This is a genomic window from Lentiprolixibacter sp., from assembly GCF_982873095.1.
Genome location: NZ_CEYNTP010000013.1, coordinates 1 through 24525, shown reverse-complemented (window position 1 = coordinate 24525; position 24525 = coordinate 1). Strand labels below are relative to the sequence as shown.

The 24525-nt window shown below is 47.4% G+C and carries 27 protein-coding genes; 6 read left to right on the top strand and 21 right to left on the bottom strand.

All coding sequences use genetic code 11. The features are described 5' to 3' along the window. Window positions 1-24: 24 nt before the first annotated feature. The 3 genes from AC4E7D_RS01955 to AC4E7D_RS01945 all read left to right on the top strand — a co-directional run bounded on the left by AC4E7D_RS01955 (window position 25) and on the right by AC4E7D_RS01945 (window position 3649). Window positions 25-507, top strand: a complete 483-nt coding sequence (locus AC4E7D_RS01955) for a GNAT family N-acetyltransferase (protein WP_490172123.1) — start codon at window positions 25-27, stop codon at window positions 505-507. Beyond that, the gene (locus AC4E7D_RS01950; RefSeq protein ID WP_490172122.1) at window positions 504-1754 is read left to right on the top strand and encodes an aspartate kinase; all 1251 of its coding nucleotides are present in this window, start codon (window positions 504-506) and stop codon (window positions 1752-1754) included. The genes AC4E7D_RS01955 and AC4E7D_RS01950 overlap by 4 nt, the downstream gene beginning before the upstream one ends. 80 nt (window positions 1755-1834) lie before the next feature. Further along, window positions 1835-3649: a GNAT family N-acyltransferase gene (locus AC4E7D_RS01945; protein WP_490172121.1), complete on the top strand. Its 1815-nt coding sequence runs from the start codon at window positions 1835-1837 to the stop codon at window positions 3647-3649. On the opposite strand, the gene AC4E7D_RS01940 is transcribed toward AC4E7D_RS01945, so the two are convergent. The 19 genes from AC4E7D_RS01940 to AC4E7D_RS01850 form a co-directional block, all read right to left on the bottom strand. Then, window positions 3639-4064 (bottom strand): arsenate reductase ArsC, encoded by a 426-nt coding sequence (locus AC4E7D_RS01940; RefSeq protein ID WP_490172120.1) that lies wholly within the window; start codon window positions 4062-4064, stop codon window positions 3639-3641. The genes AC4E7D_RS01945 and AC4E7D_RS01940 overlap by 11 nt on opposite strands. 60 nt (window positions 4065-4124) lie before the next feature. Continuing rightward, window positions 4125-4625, bottom strand: coding sequence for a GNAT family N-acetyltransferase (locus tag AC4E7D_RS01935; RefSeq protein ID WP_490172119.1), 501 nt, complete (start codon window positions 4623-4625; stop codon window positions 4125-4127). Between the two features lie 26 nt (window positions 4626-4651). Continuing rightward, window positions 4652-5140 (bottom strand): DUF6428 family protein, encoded by a 489-nt coding sequence (locus tag AC4E7D_RS01930; protein WP_490172118.1) that lies wholly within the window; start codon window positions 5138-5140, stop codon window positions 4652-4654. Between the two features lie 7 nt (window positions 5141-5147). Then, complete coding sequence (locus AC4E7D_RS01925; protein WP_490172117.1) at window positions 5148-5474, bottom strand: ArsR/SmtB family transcription factor; 327 nt, start codon at window positions 5472-5474, stop codon at window positions 5148-5150. 80 nt (window positions 5475-5554) lie between these two features. Next, complete coding sequence (locus tag AC4E7D_RS01920; RefSeq protein WP_490172116.1) at window positions 5555-5989, bottom strand: TM2 domain-containing protein; 435 nt, start codon at window positions 5987-5989, stop codon at window positions 5555-5557. A gap of 92 nt (window positions 5990-6081) precedes the next feature. Next, window positions 6082-6468, bottom strand: coding sequence for a VOC family protein (locus AC4E7D_RS01915; protein ID WP_490172115.1), 387 nt, complete (start codon window positions 6466-6468; stop codon window positions 6082-6084). Window positions 6469-6470: 2 nt separating this feature from the next. Continuing rightward, window positions 6471-6926, bottom strand: coding sequence for a DUF1801 domain-containing protein (locus tag AC4E7D_RS01910; protein WP_490172114.1), 456 nt, complete (start codon window positions 6924-6926; stop codon window positions 6471-6473). Window positions 6927-6932: 6 nt separating this feature from the next. Beyond that, entirely contained in the window at window positions 6933-7391 is a 459-nt protein-coding gene (locus AC4E7D_RS01905) for a DUF4199 domain-containing protein (RefSeq protein WP_490172113.1), read from the bottom strand. Window positions 7392-7498: 107 nt separating this feature from the next. Then, window positions 7499-7909: a response regulator transcription factor gene (locus AC4E7D_RS01900; protein WP_490172112.1), complete on the bottom strand. Its 411-nt coding sequence runs from the start codon at window positions 7907-7909 to the stop codon at window positions 7499-7501. A gap of 9 nt (window positions 7910-7918) precedes the next feature. After that, window positions 7919-8857 carry a 2-hydroxyacid dehydrogenase gene (locus tag AC4E7D_RS01895; protein WP_490172111.1) on the bottom strand — a complete coding sequence of 313 codons (939 nt, stop codon included), beginning with the start codon at window positions 8855-8857 and terminating at the stop codon, window positions 7919-7921. After that, entirely contained in the window at window positions 8857-9228 is a 372-nt protein-coding gene (locus AC4E7D_RS01890; protein ID WP_490172110.1) for a cupin domain-containing protein, read from the bottom strand. The genes AC4E7D_RS01895 and AC4E7D_RS01890 overlap by 1 nt, the downstream gene beginning before the upstream one ends. After that, complete coding sequence (locus AC4E7D_RS01885; RefSeq protein ID WP_490172109.1) at window positions 9225-10145, bottom strand: carbon-nitrogen hydrolase family protein; 921 nt, start codon at window positions 10143-10145, stop codon at window positions 9225-9227. The genes AC4E7D_RS01890 and AC4E7D_RS01885 overlap by 4 nt, the downstream gene beginning before the upstream one ends. 64 nt (window positions 10146-10209) lie before the next feature. Next, window positions 10210-11562: a magnesium transporter gene (mgtE, locus tag AC4E7D_RS01880; RefSeq protein ID WP_490172108.1), complete on the bottom strand. Its 1353-nt coding sequence runs from the start codon at window positions 11560-11562 to the stop codon at window positions 10210-10212. After that, complete coding sequence (gene rsmA, locus AC4E7D_RS01875) at window positions 11549-12418, bottom strand: 16S rRNA (adenine(1518)-N(6)/adenine(1519)-N(6))-dimethyltransferase RsmA (protein WP_490172107.1); 870 nt, start codon at window positions 12416-12418, stop codon at window positions 11549-11551. The genes mgtE and rsmA overlap by 14 nt, the downstream gene beginning before the upstream one ends. Continuing rightward, window positions 12415-13071: a DUF4286 family protein gene (locus AC4E7D_RS01870; RefSeq protein WP_490172106.1), complete on the bottom strand. Its 657-nt coding sequence runs from the start codon at window positions 13069-13071 to the stop codon at window positions 12415-12417. The genes rsmA and AC4E7D_RS01870 overlap by 4 nt, the downstream gene beginning before the upstream one ends. Before the next feature lie 69 nt (window positions 13072-13140). After that, the gene (locus tag AC4E7D_RS01865) at window positions 13141-14928 is read right to left on the bottom strand and encodes a tetratricopeptide repeat protein (protein WP_490172105.1); all 1788 of its coding nucleotides are present in this window, start codon (window positions 14926-14928) and stop codon (window positions 13141-13143) included. 118 nt (window positions 14929-15046) lie between these two features. Beyond that, a complete protein-coding gene (gene serS / locus AC4E7D_RS01860; RefSeq protein ID WP_490172104.1) occupies window positions 15047-16318 on the bottom strand; it encodes a serine--tRNA ligase in 1272 nt (423 codons plus the stop codon). 89 nt (window positions 16319-16407) lie between these two features. Further along, entirely contained in the window at window positions 16408-17742 is a 1335-nt protein-coding gene (locus AC4E7D_RS01855; protein WP_490172103.1) for an HTTM domain-containing protein, read from the bottom strand. 3 nt (window positions 17743-17745) lie between these two features. After that, window positions 17746-18669, bottom strand: a complete 924-nt coding sequence (locus AC4E7D_RS01850) for a bifunctional riboflavin kinase/FAD synthetase (protein ID WP_490172102.1) — start codon at window positions 18667-18669, stop codon at window positions 17746-17748. Window positions 18670-18719: 50 nt separating this feature from the next. Here AC4E7D_RS01850 and AC4E7D_RS01845 point away from each other — a divergent pair, with 50 nt between their 5' ends. From AC4E7D_RS01845 to AC4E7D_RS01835, 3 genes are read left to right on the top strand one after another with little or no spacing between them, the layout of a single operon-like run. Continuing rightward, complete coding sequence (locus tag AC4E7D_RS01845) at window positions 18720-19112, top strand: hypothetical protein (protein WP_490172101.1); 393 nt, start codon at window positions 18720-18722, stop codon at window positions 19110-19112. Then, window positions 19109-22480, top strand: coding sequence for a zinc-dependent metalloprotease (locus AC4E7D_RS01840; protein WP_490172100.1), 3372 nt, complete (start codon window positions 19109-19111; stop codon window positions 22478-22480). Before AC4E7D_RS01845 ends, AC4E7D_RS01840 begins: the two co-directional genes overlap by 4 nt. After that, window positions 22477-23157: a hypothetical protein gene (locus tag AC4E7D_RS01835; RefSeq protein WP_490172099.1), complete on the top strand. Its 681-nt coding sequence runs from the start codon at window positions 22477-22479 to the stop codon at window positions 23155-23157. Before AC4E7D_RS01840 ends, AC4E7D_RS01835 begins: the two co-directional genes overlap by 4 nt. A gap of 4 nt (window positions 23158-23161) precedes the next feature. Here AC4E7D_RS01835 and pth read toward each other — a convergent pair whose 3' ends face one another. Both pth and AC4E7D_RS01825 read right to left on the bottom strand, forming a co-directional pair. Beyond that, window positions 23162-23791 carry an aminoacyl-tRNA hydrolase gene (gene pth, locus AC4E7D_RS01830; RefSeq protein WP_490172098.1) on the bottom strand — a complete coding sequence of 210 codons (630 nt, stop codon included), beginning with the start codon at window positions 23789-23791 and terminating at the stop codon, window positions 23162-23164. A gap of 84 nt (window positions 23792-23875) precedes the next feature. Further along, window positions 23876-24525: 50S ribosomal protein L25/general stress protein Ctc (locus AC4E7D_RS01825; protein ID WP_490172097.1), on the bottom strand; the 650-nt coding region annotated here is incomplete at its 5' end.

Genomic DNA, 24525 nt, shown 5'->3' with positions numbered 1-24525 from the left:
TAACTTTGTGTTTTATTTGTAACAATGAAATCATTTATCATCCGAGAAGCACGCAAAACGGATATGTCCCGAGTATTGGACCTGATCCGGGAACTCGCCATTTTTGAACGGGAACCCGAGGCAGTTGAGGTAACGGCAGCCCAATTAGAGGAAGATGGTTTTGGGAAAAGAAAGGCCTTCCATTGTTTTGTCGCTGAGTCAGAAGGGGAGGTAGCCGGCATGGCCCTGGTGTATCCGCGTTATTCCACCTGGAAAGGTTTGATCCTGCATCTGGAAGACCTGATCGTTACCGAAAAAATGAGGGGGAACGGCATTGGGGCAGCCCTGTTGGATGAAGTAGTACGCTACGGGGCCCGGCTTGGGGTGAAGCGCATCAGCTGGGAGGTGCTCGACTGGAACGTGCCCGCAATTGAATTCTATGAACGCAAGGGAGCACGCCTTTTGCGGGATTGGGAAGTGGTACACCTGGATGAAAAAGGGATTCAATACTATTTAGAAAACATATGAAGATCTACAAATTTGGTGGGGCCTCTGTGAAAGACGCAGAAGGGGTGCGGAATCTGGTTGCCGTGCTTAACCAAACAGGCTATGAAAGTACGTTTCTGGTGGTTTCGGCAATGGGAAAAACCACCAATGCCATGGAAGCGGTGGTGGACGCCTACTTTCAGGATAAACCAAAAGTAAATGGAGAACTGCAGCAGGTAGTGCAGTTCCACATTGACATACTGCAGGAGCTTTTTCCCGAAAAGGGCCACCCGGTTTACCGTGAAGTGGATGCCCTCTTTGAAGAAATCCGGGGGTTCCTCGCCTGGAATAAATCCCCTAAATACAACTTTGTTTATGATCAGGTTGTGAGCTATGGGGAACTTTTGTCGACTACCATTGTCAATGCCTTTCTCAACCACTCAGGCATCCCCTCTCAGTTACTGGATGTCCGTAACTATATTAAAACCGACAGCAATTACAGGGATGTCAGGGTACATTGGGAAAAGACCCAGGAACTGATCAGCAAAGGCGTAGAGAAGGGCAAGTTGTATATCACTCAGGGTTTTCTGGGGAGTGATGAAAATAATTTTACTACTACCCTTGGCAGGGAAGGCTCGGACTACACTGCGGCCATCCTGGCGTATTGCCTGAATGCGGAATCGGTGACCATCTGGAAAGACGTGCCCGGGGTACTCAATGCGGACCCCCGCTATTTTGAGGAAACCCAATTGCTCAACCAGATCTCTTATCGCGAAGCTATTGAACTGGCCTTCTACGGCGCTTCGGTCATACACCCAAAAACGCTTCAGCCTTTACAGCGAAAGGAGATCCCGCTCCAGGTAAAGTCCTTCCTCAATCCGAATAACCCCGGAACTACTGTGGGTAAAGGTGTAAAGATCGCTCCTGAGATCCCTTGTTTTATCGTGAAAAAGAACCAGGTGCTTATGAAGCTGTCCTCGCTGGATTTTTCCTTTATTGTTGAAGACAGCATCGGGGATTTATTCAAACTGCTACACGACCACAAGATGAAGGTAGACCTCATCCAGAATTCTGCGATCAGTTTTTCGGTATGTGTAGATAATTCTCTGGGTCGCCTGAAGGACCTGTTGGATATTTTAAAGGGAAAATTCAAAGTAGTCCATTATGAGGGGGTCTCTCTGTATACGATCAGGCATTTTAATTCGGAAGCAATCGAATCCCTTCAGAACGGGAAGGAAGTGTTGCTTGAACAACGTGGTAAGGAAACCGTGCAACTGGTGGTCCGTTAACCATAACTCACCTGGATTTACTAAAAATTCGCAGGTGCTATGGGCATTTTTCTATCTTTACCCGAAGTATTTGTATCAACATGTCTCTTGTAACTGGAAAAGAAGTAGCCAAAGCTGTTAACTTAAATAAGTACGGGTTTTTAGGAACCTTTATGGCCTGGTTTCTAATGCGATTGACCCAAATCACAAGTATCAACCGGTTTTATAAGAAACACCAGCATCTGGAAGCCCAGGAATTCCTGGAAAGTATCCTGCAGCATTATGAAATAAAATTTGAAATCCCAGAAGAAGACTTTAAAAGACTTCCCAAGCAGGGTGCCTATATTACCATCAGTAACCATCCCCTTGGAGGTATTGATGGTGTCTTACTGCTGAAGATGATGTTGCAGCACCGGCCGGATTTTAAGATCATAGCCAACTTCCTGCTACACCGGGTTGCTCCTCTGGCCCCGTATATCCTGCCTGTTAACCCATTCGAAGACCGCAAAGAAGTGAAAAGCAGTGTAGCCGGATTCAAAAACGCTATTGCTCACCTCAAGGAAGGCCATCCACTGGGCATCTTTCCGGCAGGAGAAGTCTCTACCTACAAAGATGGTAAACTTATTGTTGACAGGCCATGGGAAGAGGCGGCCATAAAACTAATTCGCAGGGCTGAGGTGCCTATCGTCCCCATTTATTTCCATGCCAGGAACAGTAAATTGTTTTACAGGCTATCCAAGATCCATGATATATTCCGGACCGCTAAACTTCCGTCGGAACTGAACACCCAAAGGAACCGCGTCATCCGCGTTAGGATTGGTCAGCCGATTTCCCTCAAGACCCAACAGGAACATCAAAGCCTTGAAGAGTTCGCCGACTTACTCAGGAGGAAAACTTACATGCTCGCCAATGCCTATGAGAAAGAGCGCTTGATCGATCAGATCCCCTCCTCCTTAAAGATCCCCAAACCCCCCAAAAAGATTGCTACTGCGGTTAGGACCGAGGTCATTGAAGGGGAAATTGAAAAACTCAGGGAAAAGGGGTGCCGTCTGTTGCAGAGCAAAAATTACGAGGTGTTCCTGGCCCAGAAAAATGACATGCCTTTCATCCTTAATGAAATTGGCAGGCAGCGGGAGCTCACTTTTCGTGCGATTGGCGAAGGCACCAATAAATCAGTTGACCTGGATCGATTTGACACCTATTACCACCACTTGTTCCTGTGGGACAACCAGGAGAAGGCCATTGTTGGGGCCTATCGTATGGGGATGGGATCAGAAATTTTCAAGGAATACGGGATAGACGGGTTTTACCTGCAGGACCTGTTCGGTTTTGAACCGGAATTATACGGGATGATGAGCAAATCCATAGAGATGGGAAGGGCGTATATCATCGAGGAGTACCAACAGAAACCTATGCCCCTCTTTTTACTCTGGAAGGGGATTGTACATACCACCCTGCGCTATCCGGAGCACAAATACCTTATCGGCGGGGTGAGCATTAGCAACCAGTTTTCGAATTTTTCCAAATCCCTGATGATCGAGTTTATGAAATCGAACTATTGGGACCCTTATGTGGCACAATATATACGTCCGAAAAAGGAATTCAAGGTGAAATTGAACGATGCCGACAAGGAATTTATCTTTGACGAAACCAAGGCAGACCTCAATAAATTCGACAAGCTTATCGATGAGGTGGAACCGGGCAGCCTCAGGTTACCTGTGCTTATTAAGAAGTACATCAAGCAGAATGCGAAGGTAGTTGCTTTCAATGTAGATCCCCTCTTCAACAATTCCGTAGACGGCTTGATGTATATTAAAATCGCAGATCTCCCGGAAAGTACCGTTAAGCCCGTTATGGAAGAATTCCAGGCAGAGCTCGAACGCCGGCATACTGAAGGAACTCCCCCTAGCTCCTGAATTCCTGCATCAGGAAGTTCTTACAGAAATCTTTTATTTCCTCCCGTGTGGTTTCGAATGCCATATGGATCTCTTCTTCAGAGCCTTTTACCTTTGAGGGATCGCTGAAATTCCTATGGATCCGTTTGGCGCTTTTTGCCGGAATAAAGGGGCAATTTTCTTTGGCGTGATCACAGACCGTTATGATAAAATCCCATTCAATGGCCTGGTATTCATCCACATGGTTGGAGGTATGGCCGGTTATATCAATACCATCTTCTTTCATAATGCTCACCGCCCCGGGATTTAAGCCATGGGTTTCAATTCCTGCGCTGTAGACATTGGCTTGTCCATTGCTCATGGCATTTAGGTAACCATGTGCCATCTGGCTCCTGCATGAATTCCCGGTGCAGAGCACCAAAATGTTTTTTTTCATATTTCGGGTACTATTTAAATTCTAAGTCGTGATCACGGCAAAATAAGGACCTTTCTTGTCTTAATCCATCCCTACTTTGTTGCTCCTTCTTTCAAAAACCACATTGTCATGCCAAACCCCATTGCGTTTGCCAATCCGTTCCCTCCTGCCAATGAGGCGAAAGCCCATTTTTTCGTGCAAGCGGATACTGCCTGTGTTCTCAGGGAATATGCCTGCCTGCAGTGTCCAGAACCCCTCAGATTCGCTGGCATTGACCAACACTTCCATAAGGGCGCTGCCCACTCCCAGGCCACGGGCATTTTGGGCAACATACACACTTACCTCAGCGACACCGCCGTACACACATCTTCCGGATACAGGGGACAGGGCTACCCAACCCAGGAAGCCATCGTTACTTTCAGCAACAAAGCGGCAGCCCTTGACATGGGCAGCGTCCCAGTCATGATAATTGGGAACAGTGGTTTCGAAGGTAGCATAACCTGTGTCGATGCCCTCTGCGTAGATCCTGACTACGTGCGGCCAGTCTTCCGGTTCCATCTTTCTGATGATATATGCTGCCATAAGTCCGGTATAGCGATCTTTAAAAATTAACAGCAGCCACTTCCAGGTTCACATCCTCCCGAAACCGCAGGGGTTGCTTCTGCCGGAATCCCACACTCATCTTTTGCCTTGCAATCCGTAATGTCAGGTATTAATTTAACTTTTAGCTGTTGCTGGGATATTTCCACGCTCTGAACAGGCAATTGTGCCGTATGGAAATTGGCATTGCCATATTCAAATTTTATCACAGCGTCCTGGTCCAGGGGTTTGATCTTATGCACGGTATTGATAATGCTGAGCGCCTTTAAGGCATTCATATAACTTCTGGATTCTTTTTCCTTCGGACTTTCCCAGAGCTGTACAACGGTTTCTTTCCAAAAATCCGTTCCCCGTCCACAATCTACCGCATCTACGGTGACATTTTTGATCTCGGTGATATGGTAGTCCGGTGCCACGGTCTCCCCATGGCGATATTCAAATAACAGGCTTTTCCCCGGGTGCTGTTCCAGGAGTTCAATAAATTCTCTTGTTTTCATTGGATCGTCAATTACAACAGTTAACAGATGTTTGATCAAAGAATTGGTTCAGGGCGTTTTGGATGGTTTTCCATTTTACTGGATCCAGGCAATAGCAAATACTCTTGCCTTCCACTTCGCCCTTGATCAGACCAATACGCTTGAGTTCTTTGAGATGCTGGGAGATGGTGGGCTGAGCCAAACCAATTTCCTCTACAATATCCTTACAAATACAGGCCTGCTCCTTGCTAATGTATTCAAGGATAGCGATACGGGCAGGGTGCGCGAGCACTTTGAAAGTGCTGGCCAATTGGTTCTGGCGGATATCAAAGATTTGTGTTTTGGTAATGCCCATAGTCATATTTATATATCGCAATATTACGATATTAATTGATATAAAAAAAGCCAGAGATAATTTTCTGGCTTAATTTGCTTTTAGAACCAGGGTTTTTTCCCTGCCTGGTAGGTGTTGTAAAACTCTTCATCGGATTTGGTGAGGTAGATGATCCCTTCAATAAGTCCTATGAGACCTGTAATCCATACGATAAATACCCCAATTCCCACACAACTCAGCACAAAGCCAATCAAGGTAAGTACAAGGAGGATGATCCCTTCCTTTTGATACCCCAGGACAAATTTGTGTATCCCCAGGGAGCCCAGGATAATGGCCAGGATACCCGCCAGGATTTTCTTGTTATCGCCTCCTGCGTCTTTTAATCCCTCCTTGAATTCCTTTGCGGTTTTCTTGGCTTCATCAGCGAAATCGCCGGCTTTTTCCTTGGCTTCTTCAGCAGTTTCTTTAGCCGCTTCTTTGGCTTCTTCAAAGGTTTCTTTGGCCTTATCCCCTAAATCTTTTTTTTCGTCAGACATGGTTTTTTTATGTTGGTTATAGTTCCCTAAATGTAACAAATAATTTTCTGCAGTAAAAGGAGCGAGGTTTGGGGGAGGTAAGACAACAGCTTTTATAGAAATGCACTGTCTACTGGCTCCCAAAGTTCGATCTTATTTCCATCAGGATCCATGATCCATCCAAATTTTCCGTATTCGTATTCTTCCATTTTCCCAACCACGGTAATACCTTCTTCTCTGAGTACTTTCAGTAGTTCCTCCAGGTTTTCCACCCGGAAATTCATCATAAAGGGTTTGTCACTGGGGGTAAAGTAGGTAGTGTCCTCCTTGAAAGGACTCCACTGGGTAGAGCAGTCTTCTCCTTCCGCATCTTTCCACCAGAAGGTGCAACCGTATTGATCTGTATTGAGGCCCAAATGTTTTCTGTACCATGCTTTTATCTTATCCGGATCCTTGCTCTTAAAAAAGAACCCCCCCAGGCCAGTTACGCGTTTTTCCATGCTTATCTCTTTATATTCTTCTCATACTGTGCTATCCAATCGGCTACCTTTACTTTCCCCACCAGTTCTCCTATGAGCTTGTAAGGGATATCCTTCATGTTTTTAAACCGAATACAGCTTTTTCCCATATCCAACTTGCGGCTGCTGTATTTCGGATATTCTGAGGTGAACCATTCCATTAGCTCAGGGTCGGCGTAAATCCCCATATGATAAAAGCCAATGTGGTTCTTCTGCGAGGCCAAACTCATAAAGGGGAGCGGCAGTTCCGGAGTACAATGGTATCCTGCCGGGTAGCGGGAATGCGGCACCACATAACCTATCATCCCGTAATTCATGGTTTCCTCAAATCCATCTGGCAAATTGTCCAGGATAACTTGCCGTAGTTTCCCAATGACATCTTTTCGATCAGGGGTTAATTCCTGAATGTAAGCTTCCGGGCTTTGTGCTTTTGAGATCATATCTGCTTATTTTTTTTGGAGGATCAATGCTGAAATCAGGGAAATTATAAAGCCGATGAGGGCTACGGTCGAAAACATGATAGCTGCCGCCGAGGTACTTGTAAATTCAGGAATTTCTCCTTCATAGCCCCTGGCCTGCATGGCTGTCCTGTATTCCTCAAAAAATTCAGGATTGATAGCTGTGGTATAGATATAATCTGCAATGGCAAACCCTAAAGCGGTTATCAGGGAGATCAGCACCCCTATAAGTACTGCTTTGCCAAACCTCACCTGTCCGTTGTTTTCCCGGTCACGGAAATGCTTTATTCCAAAAAATACAAAGCTCAGGGAGATAATAATAGAGAGGTAGCCAAGGACTTCCTGCGTACCATAGGATAGCCCCTTACCAAAGTACAGGGCTGCGAGAAAGATGACAAAGGCCAGGACAAGCCCGTAGCTTCCGAATTTGAATGCTGTTCTTTTCATGTTGATTATCTTTTAAAGGATTCAAGATCAAAACTACCTGATAATCAATGAGCAGGAGTCATACTAAAGTACGAATTTGCTCCTACCTAAGTACCATTTTCACACTGTCAGAGAATATTCATCTCCTTGGCGATCTGAATGGCCTGGGTTCTTCGCTTCGCGTCGAGCTTTACCAAAAGATTGGAAACATGGCTTTTTACGGTGCTTTCCGATACACAAAGTTGATCAGCAATTTCTTTGTTAGACAGGCCTTTGGATATTTCCTTTAGCACCTCGTATTCGCGCTTGCTTAGCCCAAGGTCTGATATTTTGGAGCTATCGATTTCCCCGGAGGTGCTTTCCCTTTTAGAAAGGCTTTTCTTATTGAGGTAAATACCAATAAAGAAAAACACAACAGCTACTGCGGCAATTACCCATTCATTTTTCAAATCCCCACGAAAAACGGCATACTGACTGAGCTTGAACAACAGAAGCAAGGCCAGAGCAAGCAACCCAAAGATGCCCACGGTTTTTCTCATATCTTAAAGTTAAGAAAATCTGGAGCTGATCTTATCGAGAATGGTTTGTGCCAGTTTCACCTTGCTTTCCTTGCTCCATCCTGCCACATGGGGCGATAGGAGCACATTTTCAGCCTTTATGAGATATTGAAAAGCTTCTGGGAGTTCTCCTTTAGAGAACAAGCTCTCAAAGGAGGCCTTTTCATATTCCAGCACGTCCAGTCCGGCCCCCAGGATCTTGCCGGATTTAAGGGCAATCACGAGGTCATCGGTCTTAACACATTTCCCCCTGGCCGTATTCAGCAACCAGAAGGGTTTGTGAAACTGGTTGATGTATTCAGTGTTGACCATATTTACGGTGAGCGGGGTCTGGGGTACGTGCAGGCTGAGGACATCGGTCCGCTGCTGGAGTTCCATGATCCCTACTTGTCTGGCATACTGGTCACCCACACCCCCAAGAATATCGTAGCAAATTACTTCGGTATCAAAACCAGCCAATTTCCTTGCAAAAGCTTTCCCCATGTTCCCATAGCCCACAATCCCAACGGTTTTACCATCCAGTTCTTCCCCCCGGTTCCCCTCACGGTCCCATATGCCGTTTTGTACTTCCCGGTGGGCTTTGTTTAGTTTGTTGAATAAGGATAGGATCATCCCTAAAGTATGTTCTCCCACAGCATTCCGGTTCCCTTCCGGAGCTGCTGCCAGAAAAATATCCCGTTCCTGTGCATATTCGATATCGATATTCTCCAATCCTGCCCCAACGCGACCAATAAACTTTAAGCGGGTGGCACGTTCCAGGAATGCCTTGTCCAGACTGATCCTGCTTCGGATAATTATCCCGTCGTATTCATGAATACGATGCCCTAGTTCCTCTTTGCCGGATTGGAAATCGGTTTCATTCTGAAACCCCAGTTTTTCGAGCCCTTCCCAAAGTAGTGGGTGATTAGTGTCCAGGTGAATTACTTTCATCAAATGTCAGGGTAATGGGTTTTGGTTTTTTCATGCTGCACCGTTCCGGTATGTTGGGTGGATTTCTTCTCAAATAACATCAGCTGCACTTCTTCACCCGGAGGTGAGGCGGGGCAGTGTTCCACCCCTTTGGGCACCACAATCAATTCCCCTTCCCGTACCAGTTCAGTGCGGTCCCGGAATTGCATGTGCAGGGTTCCTTTAAGTACAAAAAAAAGTTCATCCTCTTCGGGGTGCTGATGCCACACAAATTCTCCTGAGATCTTTGCGAGGATTACCTGCATATCGTCCACCTCTGCTATCCGGTGCGGATGCCATTGTGTATTGAATTTTGATAGTTTTTCCTTAAGGTTTATGGCAGTTGCGTTCATTCTTTTCGGGTTTCGGGTTGCCCCTTTGCTCTATATTCAAACAAGTCGTTCCGGGTATAATGGCCGTTGGGATCAAAGTCGAGCTTACTTTTGGTGATTTCCTCCAGGTCAAGGGTAGCGGTCAAAATACCGGGCTCGTCCCATAATGGGCCTTGCAGAACTTCACCCATCGGGGATACGATCATGCTCCCACCACGGCAAATTATTTCCCTTTCTGCCTGAACAAAGGGCAGGTACTCTTCAGGGTACATGGATTTCTCAAAATACTGGTTACATCCCAGCACAAAACAACGGCCTTCAAGGGCGATATGTTGCAGGGTAGCGGTCCATCCTTCCCTTGAGTCTGCAGTGGGAGCGATATAGATCTGCACCCCTTTGCTGTACATGGAGATCCTGGCCAGGGGCATATAATTTTCCCAGCAAATGAGTCCGCCCAGCCTTCCCAGAGGGGTGTCAAAAGTAACCAGGGAGGAGGCATCTCCCTCGGCCCAGATAATGCGTTCTGTCCCTGTGGGTTTAATCTTCCTGTGTACCCCTAATAAACCGGTTGTTGGGGAAAGGTAAAGCATGGAACAGAATAGACTACCGTGGTCACTGGCTTTTTCAGTTATCCCGAGTATCAGGTAGACCTGGTTATCCCTTGCGATTTTTTCCAGCACTTCCAGGTCGTTCCCTTCCAGGGCAATGCTATTTTCATGGTATTGTGCATATAGGGCCCTGCCTTCCTCTGTCCTGTTGCCCACAGTGGCCCCAAAGGTAAATCCCCGGGGGTAGCCAGGGACGAAAGATTCCGGAAACACCAGGAGCTGACAACCTTTTTTCGCGTAGGCCTCTGCGAGGGCAGCTACTTTATTTAGGGTGGCTTCCTTATTAAAGAATACAGGGCTTTCCTGAATGACAGCTACTTTCACCTTCATATTTCTGAACTAATCCGTGCTAAAGGGCGTTCGGGACAAGGTAGGTATTTTTTGAAAAAGGAGATCAGATCCCAAGTACAAGCCGGGCAATCCAGAAGTAGATCAGTATCCCGAAAATATCATTGCTGGTAGTAATGAACGGACCGGTGGCTATGGCCGGGTCTATGCCTCTTTTGTGAAGGAACAAAGGGATAAACGTTCCAATGATCCCTGCTACGATAATGACCACAATAAGTGAAATGGAAATGGCCAGGGCAGTTGGGAAATTCCCTTTCCAAAACCAGGTGAAGGCCAGCAGGACCACAGAAAGGATAAGTCCGTTTAGCGTAGCCAGAAGGAGTTCTTTTATAAGTCGGTTCGAAACACTTCCCTTTAGGTCGTCGTTGGCCAGTCCCTGGACGATAATCGCACTGGATTGCACCCCAACATTTCCGGCCATGGCGGCGATAAGGGGGGTGAAGAAGAACAGGATGGCATGCCGACTGATCATGGCTTCAAATCCACCCATAATGGCAGCAGCGCCTACCCCGCCAATAAGGCCCAAAAACAACCAGGGCAAACGTGCCCTTGTGAGGTCCCAGATGCTGTCATCCGCTTCCACATCCTGTGAAATACCTGCTGCGAGCTGGTAGTCTTTTTCCGCTTCCTCCCGGATAACATCAACAATGTCGTCAATGGTAATCCGCCCTACAAGGCGTCCGATCTCGTCCACTACAGGAATGGCTTCCAGGTCGTATTTAGACATGATGCGGGCAACTTCTTCGGGATCTTCATTGACATTCACAGAATCTACCTTGGGGATATATACATCCTTTATGGGTGCCGTGGTAGAAGTGGTGAGGAGGTCTTTAAGGGAAAGCCTGCCCTTAAGGATGTCGTCGTCGTCCACTACATAGATGGAATGCACCCTGGTCACATTTTCTGCCTGTGCCCGCATTTCTCTGACACATGTGAGTACGCTCCAGTTTTCGTTTACTTTGACCAGTTCTTTGGCCATAAGTCCACCCGCAGAATCTTCATCATACCGCAACAGGTCAACAATGGCCTCGGCATGTTCGCGGTCCTCTATTTCCGATATTACCTCCTGAACGATTTCCTTGGGCAGTTCTCCTATAATATCAGCCGCATCATCCGTATCCAGTTCAACGAGTTCTTCAGCAATTTCTCTGGAAGAAAGGTTGTTAAGGATGGCTTCCCGAACATCTTCGTCGAGTTCCGTAAGCACATCCGAGGTCTTGTCGCTGTCCAGGAGTTTGATCAGGTAGGTGGCCTGCTCTTCATTAAGTTCGTTGGCGATTTCCGCGACATCCGCGTAATGCACATCATCCAGAATGGACAAGAGCTGTGAGTCTTTCTGCTCATCGACCAGCTGTTCAATTTCAGCCAGCAATTCATCTGTGAGCTTAAATGGTATCATTTTCTATCTTCCTGGTAAGTGCAACAAAATCGGAAACATCCAGTTGTTCCGGGCGCTGATCAAAGATAGTATCTTCTTTTAGATTATCAGATAAGTTAAAGCCTTTTAAACTATTGCGGAGGGTCTTTCTCCTGTGGTTAAAGGCCGTTTTTACCACCTTAAAGAAAAAGGCCTCGTTGCAGTCCAGGGTAAAGGGGTCCCTGCGCTTAAGGTGGATCACCCCTGATTGTACTTTTGGCGGGGGGTCAAAGACCTGGGGATGGACGGTAAATAAATAGGCAGTCTCATAAAAGGCCTGGGTAAGTACCGAGAGGATGCCGTAGGTTTTACTCCCCTTTTTTTCGCAGATACGTTTGGCCACTTCTTTCTGGAACATCCCGGAAAACTCAGGGATCCTATGTCTGTTCTCCAACACTTTGAAGACGATCTGGGTGGAAATATTATATGGGAAGTTCCCGGTAATGGCAAAAGACTGCCCCTGAAACAAGGTGTCCAGATCTGCTTTCAGAAAATCGGATTCCAAAATCTTCAGTTTCCTTAAGTGAGGGGCAAGTTCCGGATGTAGTTTGGGAAATTCAGCGTGTAGAAATGCCACAGATTCCGTGTCGATCTCCATGACTGCCAATCGTATGTCGCGCAGCAGCAGGAATTTGGTGAGTACTCCGGTACCCGGACCAATTTCCAGTACATTTTTGCAGGATTCGAGGGATAGGGTGTCTGCAATTTTCTGGGCAATTTGCTCGTCCTTAAGGAAATGTTGTCCCAGATGCTTTTTCGCACGTACCCCTTCTGCTTCCGCTGAATGGCGTTTTTTTTTCCTGCCCTTACCGGAGGATTTGTGGTGTTGTCCTCTCAAGAGTTTCTGTTTTTCTCAACGGGTTTTTCCAGATAGACCCAGGCTTCTGTGCCGGAAGCCAGCTTTGCTCGGATTCGCGTGTAGGCCTCCCCTTCATACTGGTCTGCCCTGTCCAGGTCACCCGGACTTACCACGATCACCTGTCCGTTTACCTGGTCTTCTTTACGGTGGGTGGCCTCGACTGAAGGATATAGCCCGGCAACTTTATTTTTGTGGATGCGGTAACCCGTTAGTACATCTTCCTGACCTACCAAATTGCGGGTAAAAACCATTTGTCTTACCTCGGGTTCCAGTAATGTTCCATATACAAAGAGATGTTCTGTGGCTGTTCTTACTTCACTGTTCCGTATGTCCAGTACCTCGAGTTCCGTGCGAAAAGCTACAAAGTGTTGCCCAAATTTATCGTAGGCTTCCTTTCTTAGGCGATCTGCATCCTCTTCGTAGTACCGTTGAAGAATTTCTTTGTTATTGGCAGTGTATTGGACCGAGTAGGTTATGCCTCCCATTTCCTCTTCGACTAAAACCCGGCTCATTTTTGCTTCGGTAAACTTACCCGTGGCCAGCATGTCCGGAATATGAACCGTTTTCATCCAGAGCAACCAGGATTCCTGTATGCCTTCGTCTATATTTATGGTTACGTTGTAAATAATCATTGCTTGGGTATTGATTGCCTTTGGCAGGGGTGATTATTATAGCTCTTTAGTACTGCTGGGCTGGAGGGGTCAATTTACAACATCTCCTCTCAACATCCTGAAATTCCTTCTGGCCTGTGGGAAATAATAACTGTCCTGATAGTTGTAAATGATTTGCTCATAGTGGTATTTCGCCTTCTCGGGCTGGTTGAGTTGATTGCGGAAAATTTCAGCAATAGCGAAATGGGCATCGTCTGCCAGGATATCCTGCCCAAAGAATTCGATTACTTTGAGATAGTTAAGGCGGGCCGCGTCATATTCGCCAAGTTCTTCCAGAAGCTGACCCTGTTTTAACAGGGCTTCATCCTCGATCTTTTCACCCCTGTGGTTATCGAGAATATCCTGAAGGGCTGCTATGGCCGATCTGGTCTTGTTCTGGTAGGCAAGGAAATCGGCCCGGGCATACTTTTTAAGGGCGGTTTGTGTAGAATCAGACAAGGTGTTGTCCGAGATAAGAAGGCTCAACTGCATGGCATCGTTGGCAATTAGCTGTGAGGTGGAACTCCGAAGGACCTTCAATTGTGTAAGGGCCCAATCAAAATCCCCTTTGTAAAAACTGGTCTGCGCTACACGGAAACGGGCCTCCTGACCCAGAGGATCATTCTTCAGCTTCTTCTGGATCTGGGAAAAGTTGATCAGGGCTTCATTGAATTTCTGCCCGTACACCAAAATATCTCCCAGGGCAATTTTCACATAGGCCTCTGTATACTTCGGCAGTGGCAAGCTAAGCGATTGCTTTAGAACTTTCACCGCTTCTTCTGGCAGGTCGCGGCGGAAGGTGAGGAAGTTGGCGTAGGCGATCTGTAATTGAAGGGTCTCTGCACGGTACCCGTAGTCGTCCACAAGTTTCTTGTACTCCTCCTGAATGGCAGACAGCTCTTTTTCATTTGCTTCTTGCAGGGCGATATCTATAAGGTTTAACCGTGCATTGAGTTGGGTAACCGGATTAAAACTGTTCTTTTCAATGAACTCAAAAATGGGAATTGCCTGATCTGCGGCCCCTTCATCCAGGGCAATTTTTCCAAGGCTTTCCATGCGCTGAAGGTCATTTTCAACAGCCCTTTTGACTATGGCCTTTTCCTGAATGAAGGCCAGGTTAAACTGGCGTTGCTGCACGAATAACCAGCTCAGTAGTTCATTCCATAATAAGTCCGGATTGGCTTGTGCATTCTGGAGCAGAATTTTTTTAAGCGCCAAATTGTTGGCATCCCTTGGATTTTCAGAAATGAAATTATCGATATTTCGCAGGATATTGGCCTTAGAAGCCTTCCCTTTTAGCAGGAGTTCCAGAAAAGCCTGATACATTTTTTCAATATTCCCCTGTTCCCCGTAAATCCGGGCCATCTGGTAATTATAGTCCAGCTGAGGATTAAGGGCCATGGCCCGCGAGTAGGCCCTGAGAGCATAATCCAGAAGGGCATAGCGCTCAAATCTAACTCCGATCATGTAGCCGTAGTTGGGGTGGGTTTCAATAAAGGTCAGCGCTTTTTCATAGGCTTCTTTTGCTTTTTCGGGGAATTCCTGTAAACGATAATTATAGCCCAGTTCTATATACATGGTAGGTGATGCCCTCCGACGTTCAATCCTTTCGAGTAGAAGCTGTTCGGCGTCCCCATATCTTTCCAGTTGTTGGTAGCAAGAAAGCAAGCCCTCCACATAGTCGGGCCGGGTGGGGTTCTCCTTGACGAGTCGTTCATAGAACACAAGGGCTTTTTCGTATTCCCCGTCATTCAGGTATTGCGTGGCCAGGAAATCCGCCTGTCCCAGGACGGGGATTCCCCAAAGAAGTAAAAGTAGTGCCAGGCAAACTCGTTTCATCAGCTCTTTTTCACAAAGATAACACAGATGTGGTTTACCTGTTGTAAAGGAGAACCAAAGACGGCTTTGGGTTAATGCAGGTGATGGACCGTGGTAACAGCCCTGCATGCTACGGCGGCTAGTCAATCCGGTCGAATCCCGTATAGGGAACGAGGACTTCCGGGATACGGACATGGTCTTTTTCCTGATAGTTTTCCAGGATCCCGGCCAGCACGCGGGGCAGGGCAAGGGCACTGCCGTTAAGGGTATGGGCGAGCTGGGTTTTCTTGTTGTCATCCCTGTACCGCAGTTTCAGTCGGTTGGCCTGGAAGGTTTCAAAATTGGAAACAGAACTGATTTCCAGCCAGCGCTGCTGTGCTGTGGAATACACCTCGAAGTCATAGGTCAGCGCAGAAGTGAACCCAAGGTCGCCACCGCAAAGCCTTAAAATGCGGTAGGGGAGCTGCAATTCCTTCAACAGGGTCTTCACGTGTTCCACCATTTGGTCCAGGGCGGTATAGGACTGGGTGGGATGTTCCACCCTTACTATTTCCACCTTATCAAACTGATGGAGGCGGTTTAGCCCCCGAACGTGCGCACCATAGCTCCCAGCTTCTCGCCTGAAACAAGGAGTATAACCGGTGTAGGCAATGGGGAGTGCATCCTGTTCAAGGATCACATCGCGCAACATATTGGTAACCGGAACTTCTGCTGTAGGGATCAAATAGAGGTTATCTGCCCCCACGTGGTACATCATTCCTTCCTTATCCGGCAATTGTCCGGTCCCGAAACCGGAAGCTTCATTTACCAGATGGGGTACCTGCATCTCGGTGTATCCAGCAGCGGTGTTCCTGTCCAGGAAATACTGGATCAGCGCGCGCTGTAGTTTGGCACCTTTTCCCTTGTAAACAGGGAATCCGGCCCCGGTAATTTTTACGCCCAGTTCAAAATCAATGATATCGTACTTTTGGGCCAATTCCCAGTGGGGCAGTGCGAAGTCCCCTAAAGTTGGGACCTCCCCTTCGCGGAATACTTCTTCATTGTCTTCCTCATTACTTCCTGCCGGTACAAGTTCGTGGGGAACATTGGGAATGAGGTATAATGCTTCCTGAAGTTCACTGGCAGCTGCATTCAGTTTTTCCCCCAGCGCTTTGGCTTCCTCCTTCAATGCTGAGGTTTTTTCTTTCATGGCATTAGCTTCCTCTACCTGTTTGTTTTTAAAGAGGATGCCTATTTCCTTAGATAGTTTGTTGGAGGCTGCAAGGGTAGTATCCAGTTGGGTTTGCAGGGCGCGTCTTTTTTCATCACGTTCGAGGGCCTGGTTGACCAGCGTACGGGCATCGATATTGCGCTTTTCGAGCGCTTTGCATACGCGGTCGGCCTGTTCTCTAAGGAGGTGCAATTGAAGCATATAACTTACTTTAAGGATGCAAAGTTAGGATTAATAGGGTTTATTCGAAAGCGTACAAAGGACGATCTTAAATAAAAACCGAGCTTACCTTATTTCTTCTGAACCTGAGCTTCCCAGGGAGGAGGCAGTATCCAGGAATGGTGTTTCCAGTGGCTCCATTCCACAAGGGTCAGGTCTACCTTAGGATCGATGAGCGGGGCGGCCGGATGATCGTTAACCCGGACCTGTGTGTCTGCATAGACGGCCACATCCCTTCCGTTTTCTGCATGAATATCTTTGAGGTATTGTGCGAATTGCCAGATAAAATCCGGGTAGGCCGCCACACGCCTTCTTTGTTTGCGTGAAAGATAATCACTGAGGTCCACAGGCAGGTTTTCCCCGCTCTGATTGTCTACCACTCTGAAGGTGACAGCACCATAACGTACCCGGAGCATCATCCTCCAGCTCAGTCGGTGACCTTCTTCCGTCCAGAGGACATCCCCCGGAATCACATGGTGTCTTAACGGGAGCAGGATCTGAATGATAAAATAAACGGATCCCATCCATAACAGGGGTTTGCGGTAGGAAGGAAGCATGACTTCCTTGCCTTCGTAAGGCGTTTTCTTTCTCAGGAAGATACGTTGCAGGGTTTTAGGCTCGTAAAAAAAGACGATAAATGCCAACGATAAATAGGGGAAGATCCCGATCTGAAAAACTACTGAGTTGAAGAGGTGGAAAAACAAGGAGCAGGCAAAAGCCAGGTTACGGGTAGGTTTCCAAAGGAGGGCGGGAACGATAAAGAGATCAAATAAGATGCCTGCAATACCAATAAACTTATGCATAGCGGGGAGCTGCAAAATATCTCCGATGAGGAAATAATCGCTCTTGCTTTCCATAAGGATTTTGATAACACTGAAATCAAGCCAGTCCCCATACCATTTAGCCACCGAAGCATAGGTATAGACGATGAACAGCTGGAGCACAATGATCCATTTTACATAGCTATACATCCATTCCTTCCTGAGACCGGGAGAGGTTTCAGCATCTACGGATACACTTCTGTGGGCAGGCAATAAGGACATGATCGCTGATATCAGGATAAGCAGGTAATAATGGTTGTTGTAAGAGGTCTTTTGCATCAGATAGGCCCCCGTCCACAATAGGGTAAAGGTGATCATGCTCAGGCGATAGCGATACCCCAGGGCAATTAGTATCCCCAGGGTTCCCATGAGAAGGAAGTACATAAACATAGCAGGGCCAAGCAGATGCCTCAGCCATTCGAAGCCGATGAATGTAAAGGTAAACCTAGGAGCTATGAGATTTTCCAATGCCCATCCGGTGATAATGGCCCCATAGCATTCGAAACTAATCAATAGGCCAAAGAATATACGAAAAAGGACCAACGGGCTGTTGTCCATTTTTGTGAAGAGTAATCTGTTGAGCATGGATCAGGAGATTATCGCAAGGGCATTTTTCTTGTCTTTTTCCAGCTGTTTGCGGAGGTCCTCCACGGAATCAAACCGTTTTTCATCCCGTAGCCGGTGCAGGATCTCAATTTGCAGTTTTTTACCATACAGGTTGTCCTGGAAATCGAAGAAATGGATTTCAATACTCCTTTTGGAACCATCTACCGTGGGGTTAACCCCGATGTTCATCATCCCGTTGACGGGCGCCCCGTTTAGATTACTCTGAATTACATATACACCGTTCTTCGGGATTAGTTTGTAGTCTTCCGCAATATGGAGGTTAGCAGTGGGAAAGGAGAGTTTTCTCCCCAGCCCTTTCCCCCTTTTAATTGTACCTGTAAGCATGTAGGGATAACCGAGATAGCGGTTGGCTGTTGGGATATCACCAGACTCCAGAGCCTTTCTGATTTTGGTAGAGCTGACAGAGACTTCATCAATTTCCTGGGCAGGGATTTCTTCTACCTCAAAATCCAGGGTATTTCCGAAAGCGATCAGGTCCTGTATGTTGGCATTTCTGTTTCGCCCAAACCTGTGGTCGTACCCTATGATGATCTTTTTGGCCCTTAATTCGTTTACCAGGATATCCCTTACAAAATCGGTTGCCGTCAGGCGCGAAAATGCTTTGGTAAAGGGGTGTACAATAAGGCAATCGAGCCCGATGGCCTCCATAATGGCTGCTTTTTCCTCTACGGTATTCAGCAACTTCAGGCCGGCATCCTTCTGCAGGACCATTCTCGGATGAGGAAAGAACGTCAGCACAGTTGCCCTCAGGCCCGAGGTTTTGGCACTATTTATGAGGCGTTCTAATATCTTGCGATGCCCGATGTGCACTCCGTCAAAGGTACCAATGGTTATGACCGTGTTTTGCAGTTTGTCGTACTTGGAAATGCTTTGGACTGTAATCACAGAGTTAAAATAATAAAAAGGCTTATTTTTAACGCGCTAAATTCCCCTTGATGATAGCAAAATTACGTGTTGTTTTATCAATTCCCATATTCTTTTTCTCCTTTTGCGCCTGGTCTCAAATAGAATATTGGAAACCTGCTACGCCTGGGGAGGCGGTTCCGGAAAATTATCTGGTAAGCGAGGGAGGGGAGCGATTGAACTTATATTCCCTTGAAGAATCTGCTTTTAGTGCGGATTTACAGGGGATCAGCACCAGTGGTCTTAGCGAAAAAACCCTTTCCTTTCCAGATAAGGATGGACGTATAATGCGTTTCAGGGTTCGGGAGACCCCTGTTTTTGCCCCGGGTCTTGCTGCCAGGTATCCTGGTATCCGGTCGTTTACACCGGAACAACAGCCCAGAAGATCAGGTTTAGTTATTCCCATAAGGGCCTTCAAAGCATGATGGTTTCCTCCGCGGATAGGCAGCACACCTTCATTGAGAAGGTAAGCCCGGAAAAGCCCATATATGCAGTATATACCCGGGAAGACCTTTCTGCCCGGGATAAGGATTTCATATGTATGACCCAAGCACGTGAAGTCTCTGAATTGCTACCATCATTTGCGTTGTTTGACGATCAAACCCTCCGTAAGTACCGTATTGCGGTCTCTGCTACCGGTGAGTACACTACTTATCACGGGGGTACGGTGGAAGATGCCCTGGCCGCCATAAATGCCACACTTACCCGTGTTAATCAGGTATTTGAAACGGATCTGGCCGTGACCCTGGAATTGGTGGCCAACAATGATCTGGTGATTTTTACCGATCCCGAGACCGATCCCTATGGTGGAAACCTGAATACGGAGGTCCAGAACACCCTTACCAGCACTATTGGATCTCTGAATTACGATGTGGGACATTTGTTCCACGAGGACAACAATGGGGGTAATGCGGGTTTTATCGGATCGGTATGTCAGGACAATCAGAAAGGGAGTGCGTATTCGGCTGCATTGGATCCGCAAGGCGATCGTTTTGACATTGATTATGTAGCCCACGAACTCGGGCACCAGTTTGGTGCCAACCATACCTGGTCGTTTGAATCCGAAGGTACCCAGGTACAGGTAGAACCTGCCAGCGGAACCACTATTATGGGCTACGCGGGTATTGTTCAGGGAAACAATGTAGCTCCCTTCAGCGATGCGTATTTCCATTATATCAGTATTTTCCAGATAGCGGAATATCTTATCAATACCAGTTGTGCCACCTCCTTACCCCTGAGCAATAATCCTCCGGCGATACAAAATCTGGCGGATTACCGGATACCCAAATCCACGGCATTTGTCCTAACGGGCTCAGCCACGGACCCTGATACCACGGATATCCTGACCTACACCTGGGAACAGATCGATGACGGTATTGTGACCACTGAAACCTTTGGGCCAGAGAATCCCAGTGGGGCTAATTTCCGGTCTTTACCCCCAACAGCAGAACCTTCCCGTTATTTTCCACGGTTGTCTGAGGTAGTGCAGGGCAACCTTACCCAAACCAATCCGGCGATCAATTCAGCCTGGGAGACTGTATCCAGTATAGAGCGCGAAATGAATTTTGCCCTGACGGTGCGTGATAACGCCCTCGGTGGCGGGCAGGTTTCGTCTGAGGTCATGAAAGTTGAGGTCGTGAACAATGCCGGCCCGTTTGTAGTGACTTCTCAACAAAACGCACAAAGTTTTACTGCGGGAACTGTTCAAACCGTGACCTGGGATGTAGCCGGTACCAACGAAGTCCCCATCAGAGCGCAATTGGTTGACATATACCTGTCACTTGACGGCGGGGATAGTTTTCCCATCCTCCTGGCAGACGATGTACCCAATGATGGGTCGCAGGAGGTATTGTTGCCAGGAGACGTTACAGATACCGGCCGGTTTATGGTAAAGGCCTCCAATAACATCTTTTTTGCTGTTAACAGCACTGATTTTACGATCACTGCCTCTGAAATCGTAATGGATTTTGAGGCGCTCCGTTATGAGGTTTGTCAACCGAATGACCTCTTTATCCCCTTTGAATATGAAACCTATCTCGGATTTAGTGAAACCGTTACCTTTTCAGTACCGGACCTGCCTGCGGGCCTTGGTGTTGCGTTCAGCCCTTCCACTGCTAGCGGGGACACCCCGGTAACGGTCACGATTTCGAATACTACCGCAGTGACCAGTGGCAACTATCCCATTACTATTATTGCAACAGGCAGCAGCCTGACTAAGGCTGTCCCAATCGAACTTGGGATATTCAATACTTCCTTTGCCGATGTACCCCTTATAAGTCCGGCTAATTCGGCCACTGATGTTGGCCTCAGGCCCTTGCTGCAATGGGAGGCGAATGAGACCTATACCAAATACCAGATAGAGCTCGCTACGGATGCGGCCTTCAACAATATAGTGGATGTTGGGAGTGTTATTACCAACCAGTTCACCCCAAGGGCCCTATTGGAAAATACCACCTATTACTGGAGGGTTAAACCGGAAAACTCGTGCGGGGAAGGCACTTTTTCCCCTGCTTTTAGCTTTACTACGGTGCAGTTAGACTGCCAGACACAGGGTGCCGAAGGCTTGCCTTTGTCCATATCTTCTACGGGTACACCAACGGTGACCTCACAGATCACTCTTCTGAATGACCTGCCCATAGCAGATGTCAACGTAATTTTAGATATCGAACATACGTTTTTATCTGATTTGATCATAAAACTGATATCCCCTTCCGGGACATCGGTCATCCTGGCGGCAAATTCATGCGGTTCTGCACAGAATATCAATGCAGTTTTCGATGATGATGGTCCTGCCTTTAACTGCGGAACCAACCCCGGTATTTCTGGAACGGTTCAGCCATTAGGCTCCCTGGCCTCCTTTATTGGGGAAAGCACCCTTGGCACCTGGACACTGGAAGTGGCAGATACGGAGCCGGCTGATGGCGGACTGATCAATGGATTTTCCCTGGAAATTTGTGCTGAGGGGAATTTCAGGCCAGATGATGACAATGATGGTGTTTTTGATGATACGGATGACCTGTGCCTGGGGACCCCTCCCGGCACCGAGGTAAATGCAGATGGTTGCCCGGTATATCGTTTTGCTCCGGATAATTTCAGACTGGCCATAGACAGTGAATCCTGTCGTGGCAATAATGATGGCCGGATTGAGGTAGTCCCCGTTCAATCCCTGAATTACAGCATTCAGGTCACGGGACCTGGCACCAACCTTAGCCAGGATTTTACTGCCACATATAACCTGGACAATCTGGGTGCCGGTACATACGAGCTGTGTATCAGCGGCACTGATGGCAGCATCACCTATGAAACCGTCTGTTTTGAGGCAGTGATTACCGAACCGGACCCGCTGGATGTCAATGCCGTGCTGTCTGCTGACGGCACACAACTTACCCTTAATTTATCGGGATCCAACCTGTTTAATATTGAATTGAACGGGCTGCTGACACAGACAGAGGAGAACAACGTTACCCTTGAACTGGATAAGGGGCCGAATACCCTTAAGGTGAGTACCAACCTGGCCTGTCAGGGCGAATTTGAAGCCACCTATTTTAACTGGGAGCGCACCCTGGTATATCCCAACCCCACACAGGATAAATTTAGTATTCTCCTTGACGGACAGGGAAGAACGCTCGAGCTGTATATCTTTGATCTTCAGGGGAAGCTATGGGAACAGTATAGGTACGAGAATCCTGGTCGGGAAATACGGCTGGATGCGAGTCTATGGCCTGCTGGGATGTACTTTATAACATTGAAGGGGGAAGGAATAAATGAAATGCATAAATTGATCAAACGATGAAGAAGCTAGCTGTAATTTGTGCAGTTCTTTTGCTGTTTGGGTGTGGTAAGGACTCCCCGCCAAAGGATCCGGAGGCGGCCCAATTGTCTTTTCCAGAGCGAAATTCGGAATGTACTACAGGAATCGACCTCAATGATATTAGCAGTCAGGTGGAATTCCGATGGTTGGAGGCAAAGAACACGGACACCTATGAATTGCAGGTTACCAATGTTAATTCCGGCGTGTCCCAAACCGTTACCACAGCAGCCTTTTCCGCGAGGTTACCCCTTGAAAAAGGGGCTTTGCACCGCTGGAGGGTGGTTAGCCGAAATACCAAGACAGGAGCCACGGCTAGTAGTGACACCTGGCAATTTTACAACGCAGGTTTTGAGACCACCTATGCACCTTTTCCTGCAGAGATAGTGTCCCCTGAATCAGGAGCGTCGGTAATCCGGGATATTAATAATGAAGTCACTTTGCAGTGGATTGGTGCAGATGTGGATAATGACATTTCGGGATATGAGATTTATCTGGATACGGTGGATCCTCCAACCCAAATTGTGGCCAGTCCCTCTGTAAGCTTGAATGCTGTACAGGTGAGCGTAGATTCAAATACGGTATATTTCTGGAAGGTAGTTACGCGCGACCGGGAAGGAAATACCTCTGATTCCGGAACATTTAGTTTCCGGGCCCTGTAAGCGTCTAGGTGCCATTGAATTGATTCATGGTGATCTTAACCCCGGCGAGTACAAAGGATGGGATCAGTTCAAGGATGCGATTAAAGCGCTCCGTAAGGGCTTGTTTTTCGTCATTTCCCCATTCCCCCAATACATAGTCTACCTGTTGTCCTTTGCTGAAATCAGCACCTACTCCAAATCTCAGTCGGTTGTATTGTGTGGTTTGCAGGATGTTCTGAATGTCTTTCAGGCCATTGTGCCCGCCATCGCTGCCTTTGGTCTTCAATCGGATGGTCCCGAACGGCAGGTTGATATCATCCGTAATAATGAGCAGGTTTTCCATAGGGATTTTTTCTTTCTCCATCCAATATTTAACCGCCTTACCACTTCGGTTCATAAAAGTAGCTGGCTTAAGGCAGAGGACACTTCGCCCTTTGATTTTGAATGTTCCAATGGCTCCCAGTTTGGCTGCTTCGAAGGAAAATTCCTGTTGCTGTGCAAGGGCATCCAGGATCTGGAACCCTACGTTATGCCTGGTATTTGCATATTCCGGCCCGATATTTCCCAGGCCGGCGATCATAAACTTCTTCATAGCATCCGCTTCTTGTAAAACACTGCTGCTTTTGCCAAGTAGTTGTTTTATAAATGTGAACATCCTTAGAAATCCTCCTTAAAAATGCAAAAGCATCCCACGGGCTGTAGTGTCCTGCGGGATGCTTTTGATAAAAAGGTGTATTGCTTATTCGTTGCTTTCTGCAGCAGCTTCACCACCTTCGGCGGCAACAGCTTCACCACTTTCAGCACCTTCAGCAACTTCTCCTTCCACTCCTTCTTCCTCTTCTTCCTCATCGACCACAACAGCGGCACGGGCCATTTTAACCTGTACCACAACGCTGGTATCAGGGTGAAGTATGCTAAACCCATCTTTTTTAAGGGTGTCTACCGATATATGATCTCCGATTTTCAACTTGGATATATCCACGTCAAAGAAATCGGGCAGGTTATCGGGTAATGCTTTAATGGTAAGCTTACGCCTTCTGAAAAGCAGTCTTCCCCCATTCCGTACCCCGGGAGAATTCCCATGGAGCCTGACCGGAATAGCCATAGTCACCTCCTTGTCTGGGAATAATTGGTAAAAATCAACATGCAGTATCCGGTCGGTAACGGGGTGGAACTGAATGTCCTGCATAACCGCTTTAATCTTTTCACCCCCTTCAAAATCAACCACAACGGTGTGGGCTTTGGAGGTGTACACTAAGTCTTTGAATGCGATCTCATCCGCTGAAAAGTGTAGTGGTTTATCCCCCCCGTAGATCACGCAAGGGACCTTTCCAGCATTACGTAGGGCCTTCGTTGCCTTCTTGCCCACGCTTTCTCTTTCTGATCCTT

Bases quoted from the DNA above. Each gene is read 5' to 3' on its own strand.
- AC4E7D_RS01955 (WP_490172123.1), top strand. From the start codon at position 25: ATGAAATCATTTATCATCCGAGAAGCACGCAAAACGGATATGTCCCGA.
- AC4E7D_RS01950 (WP_490172122.1), top strand. From the start codon at position 504: ATGAAGATCTACAAATTTGGTGGGGCCTCTGTGAAAGACGCAGAAGGG.
- AC4E7D_RS01945 (WP_490172121.1), top strand. From the start codon at position 1,835: ATGTCTCTTGTAACTGGAAAAGAAGTAGCCAAAGCTGTTAACTTAAAT.
- AC4E7D_RS01940 (WP_490172120.1), bottom strand. From the start codon at position 4,064: ATGAAAAAAAACATTTTGGTGCTCTGCACCGGGAATTCATGCAGGAGC.
- AC4E7D_RS01935 (WP_490172119.1), bottom strand. From the start codon at position 4,625: ATGGCAGCATATATCATCAGAAAGATGGAACCGGAAGACTGGCCGCAC.
- AC4E7D_RS01930 (WP_490172118.1), bottom strand. From the start codon at position 5,140: ATGAAAACAAGAGAATTTATTGAACTCCTGGAACAGCACCCGGGGAAA.
- AC4E7D_RS01925 (WP_490172117.1), bottom strand. From the start codon at position 5,474: ATGGGCATTACCAAAACACAAATCTTTGATATCCGCCAGAACCAATTG.
- AC4E7D_RS01920 (WP_490172116.1), bottom strand. From the start codon at position 5,989: ATGTCTGACGAAAAAAAAGATTTAGGGGATAAGGCCAAAGAAACCTTT.
- AC4E7D_RS01915 (WP_490172115.1), bottom strand. From the start codon at position 6,468: ATGGAAAAACGCGTAACTGGCCTGGGGGGGTTCTTTTTTAAGAGCAAG.
- AC4E7D_RS01910 (WP_490172114.1), bottom strand. From the start codon at position 6,926: ATGATCTCAAAAGCACAAAGCCCGGAAGCTTACATTCAGGAATTAACC.
- AC4E7D_RS01905 (WP_490172113.1), bottom strand. From the start codon at position 7,391: ATGAAAAGAACAGCATTCAAATTCGGAAGCTACGGGCTTGTCCTGGCC.
- AC4E7D_RS01900 (WP_490172112.1), bottom strand. From the start codon at position 7,909: ATGAGAAAAACCGTGGGCATCTTTGGGTTGCTTGCTCTGGCCTTGCTT.
- AC4E7D_RS01895 (WP_490172111.1), bottom strand. From the start codon at position 8,857: ATGAAAGTAATTCACCTGGACACTAATCACCCACTACTTTGGGAAGGG.
- AC4E7D_RS01890 (WP_490172110.1), bottom strand. From the start codon at position 9,228: ATGAACGCAACTGCCATAAACCTTAAGGAAAAACTATCAAAATTCAAT.
- AC4E7D_RS01885 (WP_490172109.1), bottom strand. From the start codon at position 10,145: ATGAAGGTGAAAGTAGCTGTCATTCAGGAAAGCCCTGTATTCTTTAAT.
- mgtE (WP_490172108.1), bottom strand. From the start codon at position 11,562: ATGATACCATTTAAGCTCACAGATGAATTGCTGGCTGAAATTGAACAG.
- AC4E7D_RS01870 (WP_490172106.1), bottom strand. From the start codon at position 13,071: ATGATTATTTACAACGTAACCATAAATATAGACGAAGGCATACAGGAA.
- AC4E7D_RS01865 (WP_490172105.1), bottom strand. From the start codon at position 14,928: ATGAAACGAGTTTGCCTGGCACTACTTTTACTTCTTTGGGGAATCCCC.
- serS (WP_490172104.1), bottom strand. From the start codon at position 16,318: ATGCTTCAATTGCACCTCCTTAGAGAACAGGCCGACCGCGTATGCAAA.
- AC4E7D_RS01855 (WP_490172103.1), bottom strand. From the start codon at position 17,742: ATGCTCAACAGATTACTCTTCACAAAAATGGACAACAGCCCGTTGGTC.
- AC4E7D_RS01845 (WP_490172101.1), top strand. From the start codon at position 18,720: ATGATAGCAAAATTACGTGTTGTTTTATCAATTCCCATATTCTTTTTC.
- AC4E7D_RS01840 (WP_490172100.1), top strand. From the start codon at position 19,109: ATGATGGTTTCCTCCGCGGATAGGCAGCACACCTTCATTGAGAAGGTA.
- AC4E7D_RS01835 (WP_490172099.1), top strand. From the start codon at position 22,477: ATGAAGAAGCTAGCTGTAATTTGTGCAGTTCTTTTGCTGTTTGGGTGT.
- pth (WP_490172098.1), bottom strand. From the start codon at position 23,791: ATGTTCACATTTATAAAACAACTACTTGGCAAAAGCAGCAGTGTTTTA.